7 protein-coding genes are annotated in these 23364 nt (G+C 37.1%); 5 read left to right on the plus strand and 2 right to left on the minus strand.

Annotation, left to right across the window (positions count from 1 at the left end; genetic code table 11):
• Positions 1–85 precede the first annotated feature (85 nt).
• From NYE23_RS07060 to NYE23_RS07075, 4 genes are all read left to right on the plus strand, one after another.
• Entirely contained in the window at positions 86–3229 is a 3144-nt protein-coding gene (locus NYE23_RS07060) for a glycoside hydrolase family 2 TIM barrel-domain containing protein (RefSeq protein ID WP_341076582.1), read from the plus strand.
• A gap of 683 nt (positions 3230–3912) precedes the next feature.
• Positions 3913–4740 carry a PRD domain-containing protein gene (locus NYE23_RS07065; RefSeq protein WP_341076583.1) on the plus strand — a complete coding sequence of 276 codons (828 nt, stop codon included), beginning with the start codon at positions 3913–3915 and terminating at the stop codon, positions 4738–4740.
• 175 nt (positions 4741–4915) lie between these two features.
• Entirely contained in the window at positions 4916–6376 is a 1461-nt protein-coding gene (gene nagE / locus NYE23_RS07070) for an N-acetylglucosamine-specific PTS transporter subunit IIBC (RefSeq protein ID WP_341076584.1), read from the plus strand.
• Positions 6377–6599: 223 nt separating this feature from the next.
• Complete coding sequence (locus NYE23_RS07075) at positions 6600–11282, plus strand: beta-N-acetylglucosaminidase domain-containing protein (protein WP_341076586.1); 4683 nt, start codon at positions 6600–6602, stop codon at positions 11280–11282.
• Between the two features lie 485 nt (positions 11283–11767).
• Here the strand turns inward: NYE23_RS07075 and NYE23_RS07080 are convergent, their stop codons facing one another.
• On the minus strand, positions 11768–14923 hold the full coding sequence (locus NYE23_RS07080; RefSeq protein ID WP_341076588.1) for a beta-N-acetylglucosaminidase domain-containing protein: 3156 nt from the start codon (positions 14921–14923) through the stop codon (positions 11768–11770).
• A gap of 926 nt (positions 14924–15849) precedes the next feature.
• On the opposite strand from NYE23_RS07080, the gene NYE23_RS07085 reads away from it, so the two are divergent.
• Positions 15850–20751: a beta-N-acetylglucosaminidase domain-containing protein gene (locus NYE23_RS07085; protein WP_341076589.1), complete on the plus strand. Its 4902-nt coding sequence runs from the start codon at positions 15850–15852 to the stop codon at positions 20749–20751.
• A 729-nt stretch (positions 20752–21480) separates the two neighbouring features.
• Here the strand turns inward: NYE23_RS07085 and NYE23_RS07090 are convergent.
• Positions 21481–22953, minus strand: coding sequence for an aminoacyl-histidine dipeptidase (locus NYE23_RS07090; protein ID WP_341076590.1), 1473 nt, complete (start codon positions 22951–22953; stop codon positions 21481–21483).
• Between the last annotated feature and the right edge of the window lie 411 nt (positions 22954–23364).

A 23364-nucleotide genomic window follows, 5' to 3' on the forward strand; every position in this document is an offset into this window, starting at 1 on the left:
AATCAATCAATCATTCTGCCATTTCAACATCCATCTAGAAATCTTGCCAGGTATAATTATAAAGAATTTGGGAGGGTATTTTCGAATGGTTCAGAAAATGAAACATGATTGGGAAAACGTGTCTGTGCTTGAAAGAGGGAGACTGAATGAGCGTGCTTACTTCTTTTCCTATGCAGATAAGCTTTCTGCACTAACGTATGATAGGGGGCTTTCTAAGGGCTTTAAGCTGCTGACTGGAATGTGGAAATTTAATTATGCTGAAAATCCTTCCCAGGCACCCAGCCTATTTTACCAAGATGATTTTGATGCGAGTGATTGGGATGATCTTATGGTTCCATCTAACTGGCAGATGAATGGATATGGAAAACCGCATTATACTAATGTTCAGTACCCATTTCCAATAGACCCGCCGCGAGTATCTACTGAAAATCCAACAGGTTCCTATAGAAGGAGTTTTTATATACCGGCAGAATGGCTGCAGCAAGAGATTATCCTGCGTTTTGAGGGTGTGGACAGCGCCTTCCATATTTGGGTGAATGGCAGGGAGGTTGGTTACAGCCAAGGAAGCCGTTTACCGTCCGAATTTGATGTCTCGTCCTATATTCGTGAAGGCTATAATACAATAGCCGTCAGGGTATATCAGTGGTCTGACGGCAGTTATTTAGAAGACCAGGATATGTGGTGGTTAAGCGGCATTTTCCGTGATGTGTATCTATTTGCAAGAGACAAAATTCATATTCAAGACTTTTTTGTTATTACCGATCTTGATGAAAACTATGAAAATGCCATTCTTACACTAACTACCTTGATTGAAAATAGAAGTCAACTGCCTTTAGAAAACTATCAGCTTGAATACTGCCTGCTCGATCAAAAAGGAGACACAATTTTGGCGGAATCACAACAGGTGGCCCTTTCTAACGGAAAAAACGTTAAGGTTAATTTCAAAACAGCTGTGAAAAATCCTGAAAAGTGGTCTGCTGAACATCCATATTTATATCATTTGCTGATTACATTAAAAGATGGGGATGGGAAGACTATAGAAATAGTGCCTAACAAAACTGGATTTAGGTCCATTGAGCAAAAAAATGGTGTTTTCCTTGTAAATGGCGTCGCCATCAAGCTAAAAGGTGTCAACCGTCATGACTGGCATCCGGATTTTGGCCGTGCTGTACCGCTTGCTGCCATGGAGCAGGACGTTCTTTTAATGAAACAGCATAACATAAATGCTGTCAGAACAGCCCATTATCCAAATGATCCAAAGTTTTATGACCTTTGTGATGTGTTTGGCCTATATGTCATTGATGAAACAGACTTGGAAACCCACGGGGTCGAACATATCGGTTCAGCTAATCTGTTAAGCAATGATCCAGAATGGGAAGAAGCGTATGTAGATAGGGCAAAAAGGATGGTGGCCCGTGATAAGAATCATCCATCAATTATTATGTGGTCATTAGGAAATGAATCAGGGTTTGGCTGCAACCATGTTTCGATGGGGAGATGGATTAAAGAAAATGACCCAACGCGTCTCGTTCACTACGAAGGGGAGTCGGCGGACATCTTGCGGGAGGACGATAATAATCCTAACCGAGACCCATCCGTTTCTGATGTACATACATCCATGTATACATCTTTAGAAATCCTGGAACAATGGGGAAAAAGAACCGACTTACAGAAGCCCCATATTCTTTGTGAATATGCCCATGCAATGGGAAATGGTCCTGGGGAGATAAAGGAATATTGGGACCTTATTTATAAATACAGGCGATTGCAGGGGGGCTTTGTCTGGGAGTGGTGTGATCATGGTATCCGTCAATTTACAGAAGAGGGTGAGGAATACTTTGCCTACGGCGGTGATTTCGGTGATAGTCCGAATGACTGCAACTTTGTTATTGATGGACTCGTTAGGCCAGACCGAACGCCTTCCCCGGGTTTGGCAGAATATAAGAAAGTGATTGAACCGGTTCATGTTGAAGCAGTGGATTTAGAAACGGGAGAAGTGAGGATCACCAATCGTTATGATTTTATATCATTAGAACATTTGAACCTATCATGGTCAATTGAGGCAGATGGTAAGCCGATAGACCAAGGTGTAATGTCGGTACCATCTACAGAACCAGGTGAAAATACACAGCTTTTTATTCCATTTCAGCTTGCTCCCAATATTAAACCCAATACGGATTATTGGCTAAACCTCCAATTTACACTTGCTGCAGATATGCTATGGGCGAAAGCAGGCTATGAAATAGCGTGGGCACAGTTTGAATTGCCTGTTAAAAGTACTTGTCTTAATGAAGCAGGCAAGCCGCTTTTTGCTCCGCTGGAATGCATGGAGGATGATAACAATTTAATGATTAAGGGTGAAGATTTCACGATTGAATTTCATCTTGTTTACGGAACGATAGATTCATGGACCTATCAGGGGCTCCCGATTCTAAAGGATGGTCCGAAGATGCACTTCTGGCGTGCATTAATCGATAATGATCACCGCTCCGCTATCAGCTGGAAGCAATTTGGTTTGCACTGGCTGCAGCACCGTGTAGATGCTGTAGAGTGGAAGCAAACAGAAGACAAAGAAAGGGTAGTGATTACATCAATCGTACGTATTGCTCCGCCAATCCTTGCTTGGGGAATTCGCGCGGTCTACACGTATACTATTTATAACAGCGGTGAGGTATCTATAGAAGTAGATGGCACAATACAAGGAAATGGACCGGAGACAATGCCTCGGATTGGTCTGCAAATGAAGCTTCCGGTGTATCTTGATAATGTGACTTGGTATGGTCGAGGTCCTGGAGAAGCCTATAGTGACAGCAAACAGGCAAACCGGATTGGTGTATATGCTAAGAAAGTACAGGAGCTTTTTACTCCTTATATCTACCCGCAGGAAAATGGCAATCGGCATGAGGTTCGGTGGGTATCTGTTACAAACGGCAACGGCATAGGATTTGTATCTGCAGGCAAGCCATCTCTTGATTTCAGCACACATTATTATACAACAGAAAATCTGGATCAAGCCCAGCATACGTACGATTTACTAAACCAAGAGGAAATTACCTTTCACCTTGATTACGGACAACATGGACTTGGGTCTGCCAGCTGTGGCCCGGATTTAACGAGACCCTATCACCTGAATTGTAAGGACTTCCGATTCAATGTAATTTTAAAATCATTTTCGACTGCAGAAAGTTCGCCAATAGAAATTGGAAAATCATTATGCTTTCCTTTGTAAGAAAGCAAACGGTGAAAAGTAAAATGGTTCGTATTCAATGTGCCTGTAAGTCCTTTTTCCAATTTGATATGGAATGTGAAATGATAAATTTTTTGCTAGAAGTCATTGGGAATAGTGTGACTCCGGATTGAAAGGTATAACTAAGCTTTTTTTACCGTTTCCGCTAAATAAAAGTTGACTATTTTGAATTTTTAAAATTTAGATTGTATTTTCTTATTATGAGTGCTATGTTATAAATAATATTTCATATCGATCACATGTTACTGATCAGATCAGGCAGGGTGGTTCAGTTAAAAGAATGTCAGTTCTTTTGATTAGATACCTCCTTGCCTTTTTTTGCGTTTTTAATAGAAGGATACCAAATCCTGTTTTTAGTCAAAAAATGGTCATTCTCCGATTGATAGTAAAGCAGCGTCACCAGTTGAAGGGAAGGTTATATAAATAACTCCAACAAAGCTTGGAATGCAGCTGATAGTGGTACTGAAATCTTGATTCATGTTGGGCTAGAAACAGTTTCATAAAAAAGCGAGATGTCGATTATGGTTATTACAAATAGTCTAACATCTAACAGATACAAAAAAATTATGGTTCAAAAAAACTGTAATGGCAGGGGAAACTGTTGCCATGAAGGTGACTAACAAATAAAACTTTCTCGTACTATGTGGATGAGGGGGAACCTTTAGTTGAAAATAAAAAAAATATTAAATAACAACGCGGTAGTAGTTAAAGATGGAGAAACCGAGAAAATAGCGATTGGAACAGGCATCGCCTTTAATAAGGGGAAAAATGATATTATCAAGCAACAAGAAATTGAAAAGCTTTTTGTAATGGAGGAATCGAGTAAGCTGCAGCAACTGATATTGAGGATTCCTGAAAATCATTTCGAAATATCAGAGGAAATCATTTCCTATGCAGAAGAAAAGCTGGGGATGAAATTAAGTGACCATATCCATATTGTCCTTACTGATCATTTATCCTTTGCAATTGAAAGGGAGCAAGAAGGAATTCATTTGCAGAATAAGCTTCTCCAAGAAATTAAAGTACTCTATCAAGTTGAATTTGAAATTGGTATGTGGGCTATTCAACATATTAAAAAGAGATTTGAAATTGAAATGCCGATAGATGAAGCGGGCTATATTGCACTTTATATTCATACAGCGAAACCAAAAAGTGGAGATATGCAGACAACAGTAAGGCAGACAGCTATTATCAGTGATCTTATCCAAACAATAACAAAATTTTTGAATATTACAATAGATCAAGATGATATTTCTTATCAACGTTTAATTATACATCTTCGTTACTCCATCTCAAGAATAAAGCATTTTGAACTCCATACTATGGATGAAGAAATGCTAGAAATGATTAAAAAGAAGTTTCCGATTTCCTATCAATGCTCTAAGGAAGTAGTCAAAGTATTAAAAGACACCTATGAAATGGGAATTCCAGACTCAGAGATTGGATTTATATCGCTCCATATTGAAAGATTAAAACAACGATGGAAGAAATAAGAGAAGAAGTGAAATGGGGGAAAAAGCATATGCTTTTTTAAATATATCAAAGCAAAAATAGTAGGGGGGCAGATAATTTGGAAGAAAAACACATGAAATAAGAGAAGATGCTGCTAAAGAGAAAGCTTATGTCTTAGAAAAGAGATATTTATTTTATTAGGGAGGTAGTTTTAAAATGATGCAATATTTACAGAAAATAGGCCGCTCATTGATGCTGCCAGTAGCAGTACTGCCGGCTGCAGCTATTTTAATGGGAATTGGTTATTGGATAGATCCTTCAGGCTGGGGTGCTGGAAATCCTGTAGCTGCATTTTTAATCAAGGCAGGATCTTCTATTATTGATAATATGTCCATTTTATTTGCGGTTGGGGTAGCACTGGGAATGTCCAAAAATAAAGACGGTTCTGCTGCATTGAGTGGATTAGTTGCCTATCTAGTAGTGACAACTTTACTTTCAACAGATTCAGTAGCGATGCTGCAAGGGGTGGATCCGGAAAATGTAAATGCAGCCTTTGAAAAAATAGGAAATCAATTTATTGGGATACTTTCTGGGATTCTAGCATCCATTATGTATAATCGCTTTAGTCATGTACAATTACCGGCTGCATTAGCTTTCTTTAGCGGTAAACGACTAGTTCCAATTATGGCAGCTGTTTCAATGCTGCTAGTTTCAGTTGTATTGTTCTTTGCTTGGCCAGTAATTTTTACAGGATTAGTTTCATTTGGTACAGCGATTAGTAAATTAGAGTTTATTGGTGCAGGATTATATGGATTCTTTAACCGTTTATTAATCCCAATAGGATTACACCATGCTTTAAACTCAGTGTTCTGGTTTGATGTAGCTGGAATCAATGATATTGGTAATTTTTGGGCGGGTACTGGAACAAAAGGTGTTACAGGTATGTATCAGGCAGGATTCTTCCCAATCATGATGTTTGGTTTACCAGCAGCAGCACTTGCGATGTATCATACAGCAAGAACGAAAAGAAAAAAGCAAGCGGCATCTTTGATGTTAGCTGCAGGTTTTGCTTCATTCTTCACTGGGGTTACAGAACCTCTTGAATTTTCGTTCATGTTTTTAGCTCCTGCTCTTTATGTGGTTCATGCTGCCTTAACAGGTATTTCATTAGCTGTAGCAGCGTTTTTCAATTGGACAGCAGGGTTTGGCTTTAGTGCAGGATTAGTAGACTTTGTTTTAAGTTCAAGGCTGCCTTTGGCTAATCAACCATATATGCTGCTTCTCCAAGGTCTTGTAGTTGCTGTTATTTATTATGTACTATTCCGATTCTTGATTATTAAATTTAATCTATCAACTCCTGGCAGGGAGAATGACAAGGTTGAAGGTGGAGCATTGGACACGGAAAGTAACGATCAAGCACCAGCAGGTAATAAATTCGCTGTCATTGCAGCTAAGATTTATGATGCCTTAGGTGGGGATGCTAATGTGACTTCAGTTGACAATTGCGTAACACGCTTAAGAATTGAAGTAAAAGACATGAAGGCAGTCGACCAGAAAAGGATTAAAGATACAGGTGTACCTGGAATTAATGTCGTTGGAAAGCATAGCATTCAAGTGATTGTTGGAACGGAAGTCCAATTTATAGCAGATGAAATTGAAAAAATCCGTAATAAATAATTGTTTTTTGGAATTAATTAGGACAGCCAAAACTGCCAAATATTGATAAAATCAGCAGGGACATTTGAAGTATCGGACACTCTATCAGTAAAAAACACATTATCTTCACATTATATGAAATATTTCAATTGACGAGGCATTTCCGCGTGTAAAGGATTCCAGTGTGGGCGATAAAGGCAAAGAAGGGTTTATTTTCATTCATTAAAGAAAGTAGGGGGAGTATTTGAAAAAAGGTTTTTTCTTAAATCTAATTATCATATTTTCTGTACTTTTTAGTACTCTAAGTGGATTTTCAGCACCGGTGCAAGCTGATGCAGAAACAGTGAAATATCAAATTTATCCGAACCCTCACGAAATTCACTATCAAGATGGACAATTTGATATAAGTAATACGATTAATATTGTATATGAATCTAAAATTGATTCTTATACTAGAAAAAGAGTAGAAGAAATATTGGCGAGTAAAAATATTAATTTTACAACATCGAGTGAAATGGCTGCAGATAAAACGAACTTTTTAGTGGGTGTATACCAGTCAAAGGAATATGTAGATCAGTATTTTGAGTCACTTCAATTAAGTGATGATGGATTATTTGCAAAGTTAGATGCAAATATTGTTTCTGTTGATAAAAATGTTATCGCTGTACTTGGAAAAGATACCGATTCTGCGTTTTATGGAGTAACAACTGTAAAACATATTTTCAAGCAGATGAAGGAACGTACCATCCAGCCATTGATCATTAAAGATTATGCTGATGTTAAAGGCAGAGGTTTCATTGAAGGGTATTATGGAGAACCATGGTCAAATGAAGATCGTGCCGAATTAATGACCTATGGCGGAGAATTCAAAATGAATTCTTATATCTATGCACCAAAAGATGATCCTAAACATAATGGCAAGTGGAGAGATTTATATACAACAGAAGAGCTCGAGAACATTAGCAAACTGGCTGAAGCTGGTAATGCCAGTAAAACCAGATTCGTATATACGCTTCATCCATTCATGAATAATGCCATTCGTTTTAATTCCGAAGAAAATTATCAAACAGACTTAAATAAGATTAAAGAGAAATTCACCCAATTACTCGATGCAGGAGTTCGTAAATTTGGAATTCTTGCTGATGATGCGGGTGTTCCTTCACAAGGAGCCCAAACGTATGTGAGATTGATGACCGATTTGACCGATTGGTTAATTGAGCAGCAGGCAAAGTATCCCGGTTTAGTAACAGATATGATTTTCTGTCCAAATGATTATATGGGATGGGGAACAAGTTCTCAAATCCAGTCGTTAAAACAATTGCCAAAGTCTGTTAGTATTGTTCAAACCGGCGGCAAAGTTTGGGGAGAGGTTTCAAATAACTTTACACAATCATTTACGAATAATGCCGGCAGAGGACCATTCTTATGGATCAACTGGCCTTGTACGGATAACTCTAAAAAACACTTAATTATGGGTGGAAATGAAACTTTCCTACAGCCTAATGTTAACCCTGAAAATATTGAAGGGATTGTGTTAAATCCTATGCAGCAATCCGAAGCGAGCAAATCAGCTATTTTTGCTAATGCGGATTATGCATGGAATATTTGGGATAATGCAGATCAGGCAAAGAAGAATTGGAATGACTCGTTTGCTTATATGGATCACCTAAACATTAATGAAACTCCTGCTTCCAATGCACTAAGAGAGTTGTCCAAGCATATGATCAATCAAAATATGGATAACCGTGTAGCTAAATTAGAAGAATCAGTGGAATTGGCTCCGAAGCTAAATGAGTTTAAAGCAGCCTTAGGTAAAGAGCAAATTACCGAAAAAGCACAAGCGTTAATTAAAGAGTTCGAAGTTATCCGTGATGCAGCATTAACTTACAAAGCTGATCCAGGTAATGAAAGAACAAGAGATCAGATTATTTATTGGCTGGATAGTGCTGTGGACACTGCGAATGCAGCTATTTTCTTATTAAATGCAGAAGTTGCTCATGAACAGGGCAATAAGTCTGAAGTATGGGAAAACTACAGTCAAGGTCAAGCTTCTTTCGCTGCTTCAAAAAATCATCCTTTCCGATATATTGACCATTATGAATATGCGGAAGTAGGTGTGCAGCATATCGTACCATTTATCAATACATTATTAAAAGATGTATCGCTTAAGGTTCAATCCATTGTAAATCCTGATAGCAATGCAGCTAGAATTATTACAAATCGGACAGATACTCCTGCAGGTAACTTGGATAACCTGTTAGATAACAAACTGAGCACCGAAGTGATCTTTAAAAATCCTAACTCCATTTCAGCAGGCACATATATTGGAGTACTATATGAAAAACCTCTCACCCTTAATACAGTGCGCTTTGAATTAGGACATGCCGGCAATGTCAATGACACGTTTACAGAAAGCAAGGCACAATACACCGTTGATGGAGACAATTGGATTGATATTGAAGGTGCGCTGTATGGACATGTCAGTAAAGTAGAATTAGAGAATTTAAATCTAAAAGCTAGAGGCATTCGTTTAATCGCAACGAAAGATCGCACGAATACTTGGCTGGGGATTAAAGATATCGTTACTAACGATACTATATATGAAAATGAAACTCCACAATATCAGTTGATGGTTCCTGAACACTTTAAGGTGTATCAAGGAAACGCAGAAAATTTATTTGATGGGAATGACAGTACTTTTATCTGGTATAACCCTTCAGGATTAATTAAAGATACGTCTGTTGCTGGAGATTATATTGGTGTAGATTTACAAAAGGTCACTGATCTGGACAAAGTTTCTTTCTCTGTAGGCAGAGATAATGGTGACAAGTGGACAGAGTACCAGCTCGAATATTCATCTGATAACGTGAATTACACATTATTCAAGAAATATACAGGTAAAGCTTCAGGAATGGATAAAATTGAGGAAGATCTAACTGGTATTAAAGCCAGGTATGTCCGCCTGAAAAACCTGAAAAATGTCAACGTTTGGATTAAGTTCAGTGAAATTCGAATTGAGCTGCCAAAAAATTCTGCTGAGTATACCTATACAAATAACACAAACTATAAGAAAATTGTGTCCCAGCATTCACTAGATAATACAAGTTTAGCTGAGACAGCAAATATTACACTGAAGCCACAAGAATACTTAGGGGTAAAATTAGAACGTATCAAAGAACTAGATGATGTGAAGGTAAATACAACTAATGATAAATTAACCTTACAGGCCTCTGCAAATGAGGTAGAATGGAAAGTCCCTGATGAGGGAACCATTGCTCGATATGTAAGATTACTTAATAATACTGATGAAGAAATCACTTTTGACCTGAATGAATTTAGCGTTTTATCTAAGGAAATCTATGGACCAAGTTTTGTCGGAACGGATATGGGAATCTCTTCTGCCTATGCAGATAGTGATTCAAGAAATGAAGGCACGCTGCTGGCTCCGTTCGATAAAAAGTTCGGCACGAGAGCTATTTTTACTGACTACCAGAGAAAAGGACAGTCAATCACTTATTCAGTTGGGGAGCCTAGAATCTTTAATAGCCTGCGTGTTTATAATGAAGAAAATAATATTAATTATATCCGGGACGCTAAAGTACAATTGTCGATGGACAATGAAAATTGGACAGACGTCATTACATTAGGCGATGGTGTGGACAATCTTGCAGGTGGTAAAGCGGATTACTCAGATATGATTGCAGATGGCTACACACATGATTCTTCTAACCCAGGAAACTATTATTATGGAAATGATAATATAGGCGGCATTAAAGCCAAATTTATAAGAATTCTCTTTACAGCAAATTATTTAACAAGATTTGCTCATATTAATGAATTTATCATTAACGATGGCGAATATGTTAAAACTGAGAATAACCCAACCTATTTTGCAGATCCAATTGAGGAAGAGGGATTTGGTCCTAACCGTCTATTGGATGGTGATCTGACAACAGCATTTAGGCCAAATATGACTGGTGAAACAAATGGATCATTAACATACCGCCTTTCCGAAAAAACAGATGTATCAGTGATAACAATCGTGCAAGGTTCAAATTCTATTTCAAAAGCTGCCGTAAGTGCCAGAGTTGGTAAAGACGAATGGGTTGAACTGGGGGTCCTGGATAAAAGTTTAAATACATTCTATAATCCAGCCTATGATCATATTTTTGAAATTAAGTTGACTTGGGGAAATGTCCAACCAGTTATTTATGAGTTAAATACTTCAACCAATAAAGAATTGTTACCTAATCGTTCCGTTTTAAAAGGACTATTATCAGAAACACTCGATGAATTTCAATTTACACAGGAGACCTATAAGATCTATAAAACAGCTTATGAAAAGGCAAAGGAAGTGTACAACAATACCCAAGCTACTCAATCTGATTTAGATACTGCAAGTGAGGGTCTTAATGCTGCTAAAACTCAACTTATCCTTTCAATCGACCTTGGAAAAGTATATTCTGCAACAGTGTCATTAACAAAAGAACAAGCACAGCTCTCGAAGGAATATGGGATTCCTTTAAAAATAATTAATGATGAGATCGAACTTTTAATCCCATCTGCCATTGTCTCTAAGGAAGGTTTTGAGCTGACCAAAGACCGTTTGAAAGATATAAATAAAGCGAAAAGCCCCGCTTACGACTTTACATTATTAATTGATGGAAAGGAAATTTATAAATTTGAAGAAACAATTAATATTATATTCACTCTAGATGGCAGGAAAGTAAAAAACTGGAAAAATTTGAAAGTTTATCACTTTAATGAGCAAGTAAAAGAATGGGAACTGGTACCTGGCGCTGTTCCCCGTGATAGTAAGGTTTCAGTGGAAACCAGCCACTTTGGTACGTTTACTGTATTAGAGACTCCCGGGGATAAAGCAGAACCAGGCACCCAAATACCAAAAAATAAAAACAAAAAGGATTAATTAAATTGTACCCTGTCGAGTAGACATGTGAAAAAAGCCTGCTCAACAGGGTCTCATTGCGTAAATTGAATGAAACGGGAATAGGAGAACAAATTCATGGGTGAATTATTGGATGAGAGGAGTGGGACAAAGTGAGTTTAGTTGACAGCCCAGCAAAGCGCTTAAGCAGGAATAATGCCGAATTTTCCAAGAGAGGGAAAGTAGAAACAGGGTTCCAAATTTAGAATTTCATGACTGGCCAGAAATGCCGATTTGTGAAAGCGCAGTATTTAGTCATTTTGCGGATAGGCAGCAGATGCCAAGAAAAAATTCATTTTCCAAAGTATCTGATGGGGCTGTGGTTAAGCCCCCAATAAATAGACACTTTATAAATTCGACATTTTGTGTCAGTAACAAATGCTTTCAGCCGCAGAGACCCCCATCACGGGTGGTTTTTTCTGCGGCTATTATAATTGGCTAATTAAGCTAAAGTAAGTTACCTGTTCCTAGTTTAATGCAGCTATTTCATTTTTTAATTCTACAATTCTGCTTAATAGCTCTTCAGCATACTCTTGGGTTATCTTTTTACCGGATTGTGCCTCAATTTGGTTTCCAAGAGCATTTAATCCAACAACTAATTTCTGTTTATCGACTTGATGTTTCTGGATCAGGTCTGTTTTGGCAAGCAAACTGTGCAATATTCCCTGATTTGTAATATGGCCTTGCTCATAAGCTCTTTGTAGGTCCTCATCCAAGCCGTTTATTGCTGTTTCAATAAATACTTCTTTTAATACAAGGGCTTCTAGGGCTTTTACCAGGTTTTCGCTTGCCACATTTACTTGATCCTGCGTTGCTTTATCATCGGCAAGAACATCCATTGCCTTTTCTACAGCTTGAACTAATGAACCCCAGCTTTTAGCCGTATAGTCTGTCGCTGCTTTCTCCGTTGCATCTGCTGCTGCCTTTTCTAAGGCAGTTTTATCTACCTGTGGCTTTTCATATTTCGGTGGTAATGCAACATCACCCTCAAGTCCTATCACTTCAAACTCATAAATTCGTGCGGCCCTATCGTCACCTTGGGTTGGTTTGTCTACAATTAGGCGAACATAACGTCCTTTTGTTGCCGGGATTTGGTCTTTGGTAATCCCGCTTTTATTGCCAGTTACCTTAACTGCCTCATTAAAATTCACACCATCTTTACTGATTTGAACGCGGTAAGCGGACGTATTACTACCTGAGGGCTCCCCGCCTTCTTCAGCATGTTTCATAACTATCTCACTAATTAAATTAATTCCCCCCAAATCAACCGTTAATTGGTGTGTACCATAACCATTACCACACCATTTTGTATTCAATTTCCCATCAACAGCATATTGAGGCTGTTCCGTTGGAGCACAAGAACTAGAAGCCGCAGAGGTTTTACCAAGGGCGAGATTGGTTCTATCTTTTCCCGCAAGATGGGAAACGGTTATCAAACTTTCTTTGATCATTTCATCTTGACCAAGGGGATTTTTCCCCACAAGTTTTACGGTATAAAGCCCCTCTTTTTCATAAACAACAGTAGGGTTTTGTTCTGTACTTTTCTCGACCGTAGCCCCTTCAAACGTCCATTCTATTTCTTCGGCAGTCATAGAACTGGTATTTTTAAACCTTAAGTCTTCTCCCGGAGCAACGAACGTTTTAGAAACTTCAAAAGAGGCGACGGGTAACGGGTCATATTTAAGGGCTTCTTGAATAAATGCGAGAGCCGTTTCTTCAGAGACTCGATTGCCCTCATTAAGTGCAGGTAAGTTGGCTTCAATTTTATTTTTTAATTCATTAAACTTTTCAGTCTCTGTGTTTCTCTTAGCTAAAACCATCTCCAAAGCTAATTGATCGTATTCCCCCAAGAGTTTTAGTTTGTTTATACTTGCCATAGCTTCGCTAAGAATCTCTTGTGTTAATTCTTCTTTCAACGTGTCTGATGACTGGATCATATCAGTAAACTCTTTTGTTAAAATAGTTATTTCTTGTGTAGTATCTTGTCTTTTTGCTAATTTTAACCAAAATTGATCCATCGTATTTCTTACATTTATAGCATCTCCACGTCCAATACTCCAAGAACCGGTCATACGTGATGAATGATTAGCGAATGTTTTCATCTCTGGGGCAAGATCACCAAATAGCAGTTCGATGGAACGATTCCATGATCGATCAGAGTCATAGTTTGAAGTGTTCCATGAATAATCAGCTCCTGTTGCCAAGCTGATTTTCGACAGATTTGCATGTTCCATTGGGTTCATGGTAAAGAAATCAAGTTTTCCTTCAAGGCTATTATCGATATTAACGATAGGACCAAGGGCGAGCTTGGATCTTAAATAATCGGAAACCGGATAATTCCACCAAACTCCAATCCGATCACCGTATACCTCGCGCATAAATTCAACATTTTCTAAGGGAAGTGCTTCTGATACAACAGCCTGCCCCGTCCACATGACCTTAATATCCTTGCTGAGTGTCTCAGAGAATGCTTTCGTATAAGTACTTAAATTTTCGATGGCACCCATTGCATGGGTATTATACTCTGTGGGAACGGTGATAAGAGGCTTTACATCTTTCTTTGTTTTAATAAATTCTTCGTTAAAACGATTTAATAGGTTTGCCTGCTTAGACCCTTGTTTATTGCCAATATCATCATACAGAATGGCGAAGCTCCGCACCCCCATGTTATATAATGATTCGCTTTTCTCCAACAATGCTTTAAAATCTTCCTCACCACTTTGACCATCGAATCGAATATCAATACCTGGGGAAAGAGCGAATACAAAATCAACTTTGTTTCTCTTAGCGGCAGTAATTAATTCTTCCATACGTTTCATCTCATTTTCCGGATAAGGAACACGCCACTTTTCACGATGATATGGATCGTCCTTTGGGGCATAAATGTAAGTATTCAGTTTATAATCACCATAAAACTTGATTTGATCTAGACGGTCATTGTGGCTCCAGGGTTTACCATAAAAACCTTCTACAATCCCTCTGACACTCATTGATGATTCATCTGTAATATTTACATTTTCAAACTTAAGGGTGTGATCCTCTTTTTCAGCAAGCTGTATGAGGGTTTTTACACCGTAAAAAGTGCCATCCTCATCTTTTCCTTTGACAAAGATAGCGCCTCCTTTACTTATTTCATTTTCTTCAGAGTTAACAGCCAATGTGTAACCCTCAGCTTTTAATTCTGTAATATTTGGCAGTCCGAGCTGATTTTCCAATTTAATTAGCTCTGGGTCGAGATTCTCTTCTTCCCCTATAGCAATCGTGGTGGACTTACTATCAAATTCCTCATTGATTTCAATACTGTTTATTCTTAAAAATTCAGTTAAAATCGTGATTGCATCTTGATCGGCAGCTTCTTCTCCCAGAATATTTACACGGCTGCTTAATTGTAAGGATCCCTTTTTAACATCCACGTTCTGAGGCATTGGAACCAGCTTATTGCTCACAGTTTTTGCGGGAGATTCAATTTTTGCATCAACCTCAGATTGGCTGCCAATCGTTAAGCTGCATATCATTCCTAAAGACATAAATGAGCAGGCTATCTTTTTCCACATAGATAAAACTCCCTTTCTTTTTTTAGGTGAATAGTAATTATTTTTAAAAATGTTTTGATACGCTTTCAACACCTCCTCAAATAAACTCCACCACTGTGGACCATAGTTAAACCTACAAATGGAGCCAATTATTATGCTGGTCAAATATTTCATCCGAAATTTGCGCTGAAAACAAAAAAGACATGGGGTGACTTAAGGACAATGAATCCTTTTAATCTACCACCATGCCTAATCAAATTAGTAACATGTGACACATATGAAATTATAAATAAGATATCATAGAGAGCAAGAGTAGTCAATTAATTTTGAAAATTGAGTCTATTTACCTTGAATTCTCTGCCAAAAAGAATAAAAGAGTGACTTTTTGTATAATCGTCTATTTAACCAAAATAGGATTATCAGCTCTATGAACCTTATACTCTATTGTCTATAATATCGAGTATAGGACATATATTCAATTCGCATGTTACTGACTCGATCAGGCAGGGCGGCACTTTGTAAGGGGGATTATCTTCTTGCTGGGTGTTGACCTGCTTTTTTTGTGTGGATTTCACTGGATATCCCAAAAATCGGGAACGCAAAAACCAAGTGAAACCTGCGAAATGTCTGTTTCCCCCGTCCTGAAATCGTTAGAACTAAAAGACAAAGGCATTCTGCTTAATTCAAAAGCTTGGTCACAGAAACAGGCACGAATCGTCCAGCGCTGAATAGGAGCAATCGCTGAAGGAGGCAGGACTAACGGAGGTTTTGGAGTGTAATATCAAAATCCCATGCTTCATGTGTCTGTCATCATTTGGCTGGGGTTCTCTGAACCGAATGAGCTGAAAAGGATTCAGCAGCACACTGTCCTTGATAACATGTAAATGACCAAAAAGGGGGTTAAATTGTTGACTTTAAGCACGGCACCAAGGGAAAAGAAACATATTGTTTTTCCCGGAGAAGCATTACGAGGTAAAAGAATCATTCAGTAATAGAGAGGAGTTAAGGAGATAACTATGAGAAAATTTTTAGTGAATATTTTGTCAGTTTTTTTGATTTTATCAACGCTCTCAAGTTCAGTTTATGCTGCACATGAAGAACGTGATGTAAAATTACCGGATGAAGAATTATCTAGTTCAGTATTGCCAATTGTTCAATCATATGAGACTGATTCAAAATCCGGAAAGTGGACAATGAAAAAATCAACTAGATTTGTTATTCCGGCTACGGAGGAGTACTTAAATAATTCAAGACTTAAAGAAGTTGTAGAATTAATATCAGCTGAATTTTTAGAAAAAGAAATTCCTGCTAAGAAAGAAATTAAAAAAGTATATGCTGAAGAGTCTAAAATATCACCTAAAGATATAGTTGTTACTTTAGCAAAAAACAATAAAATCACCAAAAAAAGTAATAGTAAAGAAGCCTATAAGATTACAATTGGGTCTGATGGTGTAAAAATAGTTGCAGCATCCGAAAATGCTGCCTTATATGCATTACGTACAATACAGCATCTAATGATTACGAACAATAATAATTTAGTGTATGGAACAATAATTGATTACCCAGATCTGGCAGAACGCCGTGTTCATGTCGATATGGCTAGAAAATATATTACAAAGGATTGGATTATTCAACATATCAGGGAATTATCCTACTTTAAAATGAATACGATACAGCTTCATTTTTCGGAAAATTTAGGATTTAGAATCGAAAGTGATTTTGACCCAAAAATAGTTTCACAGGATGGATATTTGAAGAAGTCTGAAGTCAAGGAAATTCTAGCCGAAGCAAAGAAATACGGAGTTAATGTCATACCTTCTTTAGATACTCCTGGGCACGTGGAACATATCCTGAAAGTTCATCCAGAATATGGGCAAATAGATATTAATGGAGAAAAGAGTAAAGTTGCTTTAGACGTAACAAATCCAGAGGCAGTAAACTATATAAAAGGACTATATAGTGAGTACTTGGAACTCTTCAAAGGTTCTGCTGATTTCCATATAGGTGCAGATGAATATATGGAGTTTGATAGACCGCCATTTACAACGAAGTATAAGAAAGTATTAAATGATTATGCTGTTAAAACATTAGGTGAAGGATATACATGGAAAGATACTATGGCAAATTATATTAATGAAATAGCAGCCCATGTGTATCAAGCTGGTTTTAAACCTAGAATTTGGAATGACGGCATCTACTATGGGGAAACTAATAAAAATTCGTGGGAGCCAGAGGAACCAAAGCAGAAAATAAAAATGCATGAGTATATTGGAATAGACTTCTGGTCACAAATGAGCTGGAATAGGAGCATTGCCAGACTTGATACGTTTGTAGAAAAGGGGCATAAAGATATTTATAATATTAACGCAAGTTTCTTTTATTATGTATTAAGACCAAGTATGCCTGATGATGGACGAAAGCAGCATTCATTTGACTACTTAAATCAAGATGTCAGAATTTATAATGAATGGACACCTGGAAAATTCCAAGAAAATACCGTCCCTGATGATTCAGATTTTATAAAGGGAGCATCATTAGCTATATGGAATGATAAGCCAGACTTAGTTGGAGAAGACATCATTACGGCTGATATTGCAAAAGAATTGCGATCTTTAGCATCAAAATCCTGGAACACTAGAAGTAATGACATTGCTGATATTGATAAATTTAAAGAAAATTATCAAAAGCTAGGTAATGTTGCTGGATTTGCAAAAGGCAGTGAATTGCCTAAAGTAAAACCTTTTTTACCTGTTGGGAAAGAAGAACCATTTGACAAATCAGCCTTAAAACAGTTAATTTCAGATGCTAAGAAGAGGGACAAGAATGATTATACATCTGATAGTTGGACAGTGTTTAAAAAAGCATTAAAAGAAGCAAAAGCGGTTCTTCGAAACAAATCAGCAACTAAGGAAGAGGTAGATCAGGCAATCGCTAACCTTGAGAAAGCTATCAATTCGGTAAATGACGATAAAAGCTACCAAATTTATCCGATTCCTCAAAGCATCGTATACAGCGGAGGCAGCCTTAAGATTGGATCTAATATAAATGTTGTCTTTGAAAGTGGATTAGATGATGCAACAAAAAACCGTTTAATAGAAGTGTTAGCAATTAAAAATATTAAACATACAGTAGGTTCAAATATTCAAGAAGGAAAAACAAACGTTATTGTTGGAATTAACAATTCAGGCGAAATCGCTGATAAGTACTTTAATGCAAAAGGGTTAGATGATGAGGGTCATTTCACAAAAAACGATTCTCATATCATTTCTGTAAAAGATAATGTAATCGCTGTTTTAGGTAAAGATACAGATTCAGCATTCTACGGGATTACATCGTTAAAGTTAATCTTTAAGCAATTAGAAGGTTCTGAAATCAGAAATCTATTAATTAAAGATTATTCAGATGGTCATTGGCGCGGATTTATTGAAGGATATTATGGTATTCCCTGGACCAATGAAAACCGCATGAGCTTAATGGAATTTGGCGGTGACTTTAAGATGAATACTTACATCTTTGCACCAAAAGATGATGAGTATCACAGCCTCAAATGGAGAGAACCATACCCAGCTGAAAAGTTGACTGAAATTAAAGAAATGGTTGAAGTTGGAGCTGCTTCAAAGAACAAATTTATTTGGACAATTCATCCATTCCTGCACAATGCCATACAATTTGATGACGAAGCAAAATATCAAGAAGATTTAGCAACAATCATTACAAAATTTGAACAGTTATATGATGTTGGTGTGCGTCAATTTGGTGTACTTGGCGATGATGCAGCAGAAGGAGAAGCTGCAGATCAGGTAAGATTAATGAACGATTTAGAAGAGTGGCGCGTATCAAAAGGCGATGTATATAGCTTTATTTTCGTTCCTAAGGTATATACAAAAGAGTCTGCAGGCGGCGATGTTAATAACGAATATTTAAATACAATAGGACAAATGCCTGAATCTACTGAAATTATGTGGACAGGTGACGTAGTGCTTGGTGATGTAAATAATGAAACTTTCGAATTCTTTAAAGAAGCAGTTGGTCGCGAAGCATTCATGTGGTTAAATTGGCCGGTTAATGATATCAACAATAAGAGATTATTAATGGGTAAAGGGGAAATGCTAGATCCTTCTGTTACAAACTTTCGTGGTATTGTAACGAACCCAATGCAAGAAGCTCAAGCTTCAAAAGTAGCTCTATTTGCAATTGCAGACTATAGCTGGAATAGAGAAGGTTTCAATATGGACAAGAGCTGGTCGGATTCATTCCATTTCATTGAACCAGATGCAGCAGAAGAGATGCACACATTTGCAAAACATATGAGTGATCCAACTCCAAACTGGCATGGTTTAGCTTTAGAAGAGTCAGAAGAGTTAGCTCCTTATATAGAAGATTTTACAAATAAATTATTTGCTGGAAAGACTATTGAAAAAGATAGCAAGTTTCTTTTAAAAGAATATAAAAAGATTATAGATGCTACAAATAGTTTCGCACATAAATCAAAAAATGAACTATTGAAGACAGAAATTAAAGGCTGGGTTGATTCTTTAAGAGATGAAGCTGAATCAACTATTGCATATATAAATGCAGCAGTTGCTTTCGAACAGGGTAATTATGATGAAGCAATGAAGTTCTATGTTCAAGGTGGAGATGAATATACTGCTTCAAGATCTCATAGAGTTCCAGCAATCAATGGTCAAACTAGACCAGAACCAGGTACAAAATATTTAGTACCGTTTATAAATGATTTATCAAGATTAATAAGCGAAAAGTTTACTCAAAAAATTAATCCAGATACTAATAGATTAGTACTTTTCCCTTACACAAACATGGGTCCTAATTTATATTGGGGACATATTCAAAATATCGTGGATGGTGGTACTGATCGATTATCAACTATGTGGGTAAGACGCGGTGCAAAGGCAGACGACTATGTTGCGGTAGAATTAAGTGAAGTAACAGACGTTACCAGCATTATTTTTGAACACGGTGAGCCAGGTGCCGGTGATTCATTTAACTTTGTAAAATTCCAATATTCCATGGACGGAAAAAAATGGAAAGATATAGATGGAAAAGAGTATGGTCCACATACGCAAAAAATTGTTATCGAAGACTTGAATGTAAAGGCTAAACATATAAGAGTAATTCCCACAGGTGAACTTAAGAGCAACTGGATTTCTGTCCGTGAATTATCAATCAACAAGGATGATGCAGGTCACATTAAGAGAGATATATATACAAACGTTGATGCATTAGCAGCAAACAAAGTAGATATCTTCCCAACTAACGCGACACTCGCAGATGTAAAAGGTATTACATTAGCTAAAGGTCAATATGTTGGTATCAAACTAAACAAAATTAGAGAACTAACAACTATTATTGCTGATGTTACAAACAATGATAAGTTAACTTTAGAAGCATCAATCAATGGTGTTGAATGGTCAGAAGTAACAGACTTAGCAAAAATTACAAATGCACGTTATGTTCGAGTGATTAACAACACAAAAGATGCAGTCACATTTGATATTACAAATTTAGAAGTAGAATATTCCAATAAGGATGTTACATTTGAGGTTAGACCAGCTGCAGAAGCTAGATTTGAAGCAGCTAACTTAATCGACGGTAAATTAAACACAGCATTTAAACCGGGTGTAAATGCTCCTAAGAGTGGCAGCCTTGTATACAAAATTTCTGATAGAACTGATATCACTAGGTTTACTGTAATTCAAAGCCCATCAACTATTTCAGATGCAGTTGTTTCAGTAAGAACTGATAATGGCTGGTTTCAAGTGGGTACGCTAGCTGAATCTGAGAATGTATTTAGCACAGCTAAATCTAAGAATGTATTTGAAATCAAAATTGAATGGGATGAAGTTGCACCAACACTTCATGAAATAGGTATTTCCTCAGTTAAGAAGAAAGACAAGTAAATAAAGATTTATTAGTTGGTGTAATCGTAGAAGCTAAACAATTAAGAGCTGAAGGTTATACAGAAGCTACATGGACTGCTTTACAGACTGCAGTAAAGTTTAGACATGCAAAAGGAAGCTTTTCTTTAACTGGATACACCCTCAGGAACGTTAATTCAAACATATGATAGCTTTGATTCTATGTTAATTGAGGCATTCCAAACAACTTTACTATAACAGCATAAGTATACTTTTATAGCTGCCTAACAAGGGCAGCTTTTTCTATGTGTGACATGCATGGCGTAAATCAGGAGAATAAATAGGAAAGATAGTTGTCTTGCCCGGGGAGGTTTTGCGTATGTACAGCAGTACAGTCGAAAAAAGGTTAGTCGCAAGAAGTCAGCGGAAGCCATAGTAGGGAAATTTTAAGACAGATTTTAAGGAACCAAAGTACAAATGAAAATTACTTCCTTGTCTATAAAAATAAAGGCACTAGAGTCGATTTAGTAACAGTCAATGAACGAAATCAACATATTAAAGAGAACAAGGATGAGCTCCGCCAGCGCATTAGAACGAGAAAAAACTAGCCTAAGCCGCCTTAGGAGCGGAGATATTCCCCTTTAGAATGAAAGTTCATTGAAAAGGGGAATGTGAATATTTTTCCTGATTCATCTTAAAGTCTGAAACCTAGTTTATTAATTCATCTGAATTAATAACATTTGGGTTGAAACCGAGATTTGGGAATTTAATTTATTGACAATAAAAATTCCTTGTTTTTTTCAAGGTGTATAGCAAGTACTCCCAATTTTCTTTGGTTGAAGGGATACTTAAATGCTCGTTCGGTGTATGTACATGATACATATCAGGACCAATCGAAATGGCATCTAAGCCCGGAATCTTTTCGATGAGAATTCCACACTCAATTCCAGCATGTACAGCAATAATTTCAATATCTGCACTATATTTTTCTTTATATGATTCCTCGAATAATTTTCTTAACATCGATTCGGAATTATAAGGCCACTCGGGATAATCTGATTCAGTCAATAATTGACATTCAAGTATATCAGAGATCGACTTTAATTGTTTGACAATATTATACTTTAGGCTCTTAATCGCACTTCTTGTTTCACTTTTAAATTTAATTGCAGCATCAGTTGTAGTAATAACCCCTAAATTTGTTGAACTCTCCACCAGTCCTCTTAACTCATTACTCATGCTTTGTACACCATTTGGAATGAGCATGAGGGCTGCAATTGCTTTGGTCTTGGTTGTATTAGAAAATACTTTTCCAGATATATCTTTTATCTGTTCAACTTTAATCGTTACATAAGGGTCTGAATCCTGAAATTCATTTTTTAGCCTTTTATTCCATTCTTCAATTTTTGCTTGTAATTTTCCACCGGTTTCTGAAGGAAGCTGGATAATTGCTTCGGCTTCCCGGGGAATAGCATTTACTTTTAAGCCACCAGAAATGGTCTGTATAAAGTAAGGTATTTCAAATGATAATTCATATAAGATTCTTCCTAATATTTTGTTTGCGTTTCCTCTTCCTTTATTAATCGATATGCCGGAATGTCCTCCATGCAGGCCTCCGACACTAATTAAGTACGTTATAGCGCGTTTTGGGGATGCTTCCCAATCTACTGGCAGCATGTGGGTGACAATGACACCGCCTGCACTGCTTACCAATAACTTTCTATCTTCTTCTGAATCAATATTGATAAGAATTTTCCCATTTAAATGAGCCGGGTCAACCGAATGAGCGCCGAGCATAGTTGTTTCTTCCTCAGCGGTAATAAGTACTTCAAGAGAAGGATGGGGAATGTTATGCGAATCCAATAATGCCAAGGCGTAGGCTAGGGCTATTCCATTATCTGCACCTAATGTGGTGTCTGTCGCATAAAGCATGTCCCCTATGATTCTTAACTGCAAAGGATCTTTATCAAAATTGTGAGGGTTCCCTTTGTTTTTTTCACAGACCATATCCATATGCCCCTGAATGATTACAGCAGGCACTTTTTCGTATCCGGGAGTGGCGGCTTTTTTTATTATTACATTTAATGCTCGGTCTTGAATAACTTCGAGTTTGCGCTCTTGAGCAAAGCGAACTAAATAGTCGCTTATTAACTTTTCATTCCCTGAACAGCGGGGAATTTTGGATATCTCAACAAAATAATGAAATACAGGGTGTTTAGTTAATTCTTCTAGGCTTTTATACATCGTTCTCCTCCTTAAAATAATATATTTAATCTCTGGTAAATAGAAAGGTAGTTCAAGTAAATAAAACTTTTGAGCCCTTATGCTTTTAAAACTATTAAAGATTTGAATATTAAAATAAATAGTTTAAAAAATATTGGTCCTATCTTTTGAGTATACATATTTTAAAAAAAGAGTGAAGAAGATCAAGGTGAAATGCTGCAGGTACGTTCTTGCCTGGCTACTTTTATATTCAGATCAAATAAGAATGGCCAAGAAGAAATATAAGTATTTGCAGTAAAAGGGATCAATATTAAAAAGCCTAATTCTTCAGTATTCGAATTGAAGAATTAGGCTTTTTCATTGCTTCATAAATACCCGCAAATATGGATTTTCACTTGAGCTTAATAATGTTGCAAGTATGCAATAAAAAGG

Source organism: Cytobacillus sp. FSL H8-0458 (assembly GCF_038002165.1).
In the GTDB taxonomy this organism is placed as follows: domain Bacteria; phylum Bacillota; class Bacilli; order Bacillales; family Cytobacillaceae; genus Cytobacillus.

Excerpts from the sequence above, each read along its gene's own strand:
- NYE23_RS07060 (WP_341076582.1), top strand. The coding sequence starts at position 86 with ATGGTTCAGAAAATGAAACATGATTGGGAAAACGTGTCTGTGCTTGAA.
- nagE (WP_341076584.1), top strand. The coding sequence starts at position 4,916 with ATGATGCAATATTTACAGAAAATAGGCCGCTCATTGATGCTGCCAGTA.
- NYE23_RS07085 (WP_341076589.1), top strand. The coding sequence starts at position 15,850 with ATGAGAAAATTTTTAGTGAATATTTTGTCAGTTTTTTTGATTTTATCA.
- NYE23_RS07090 (WP_341076590.1), bottom strand. The coding sequence starts at position 22,953 with ATGTATAAAAGCCTAGAAGAATTAACTAAACACCCTGTATTTCATTAT.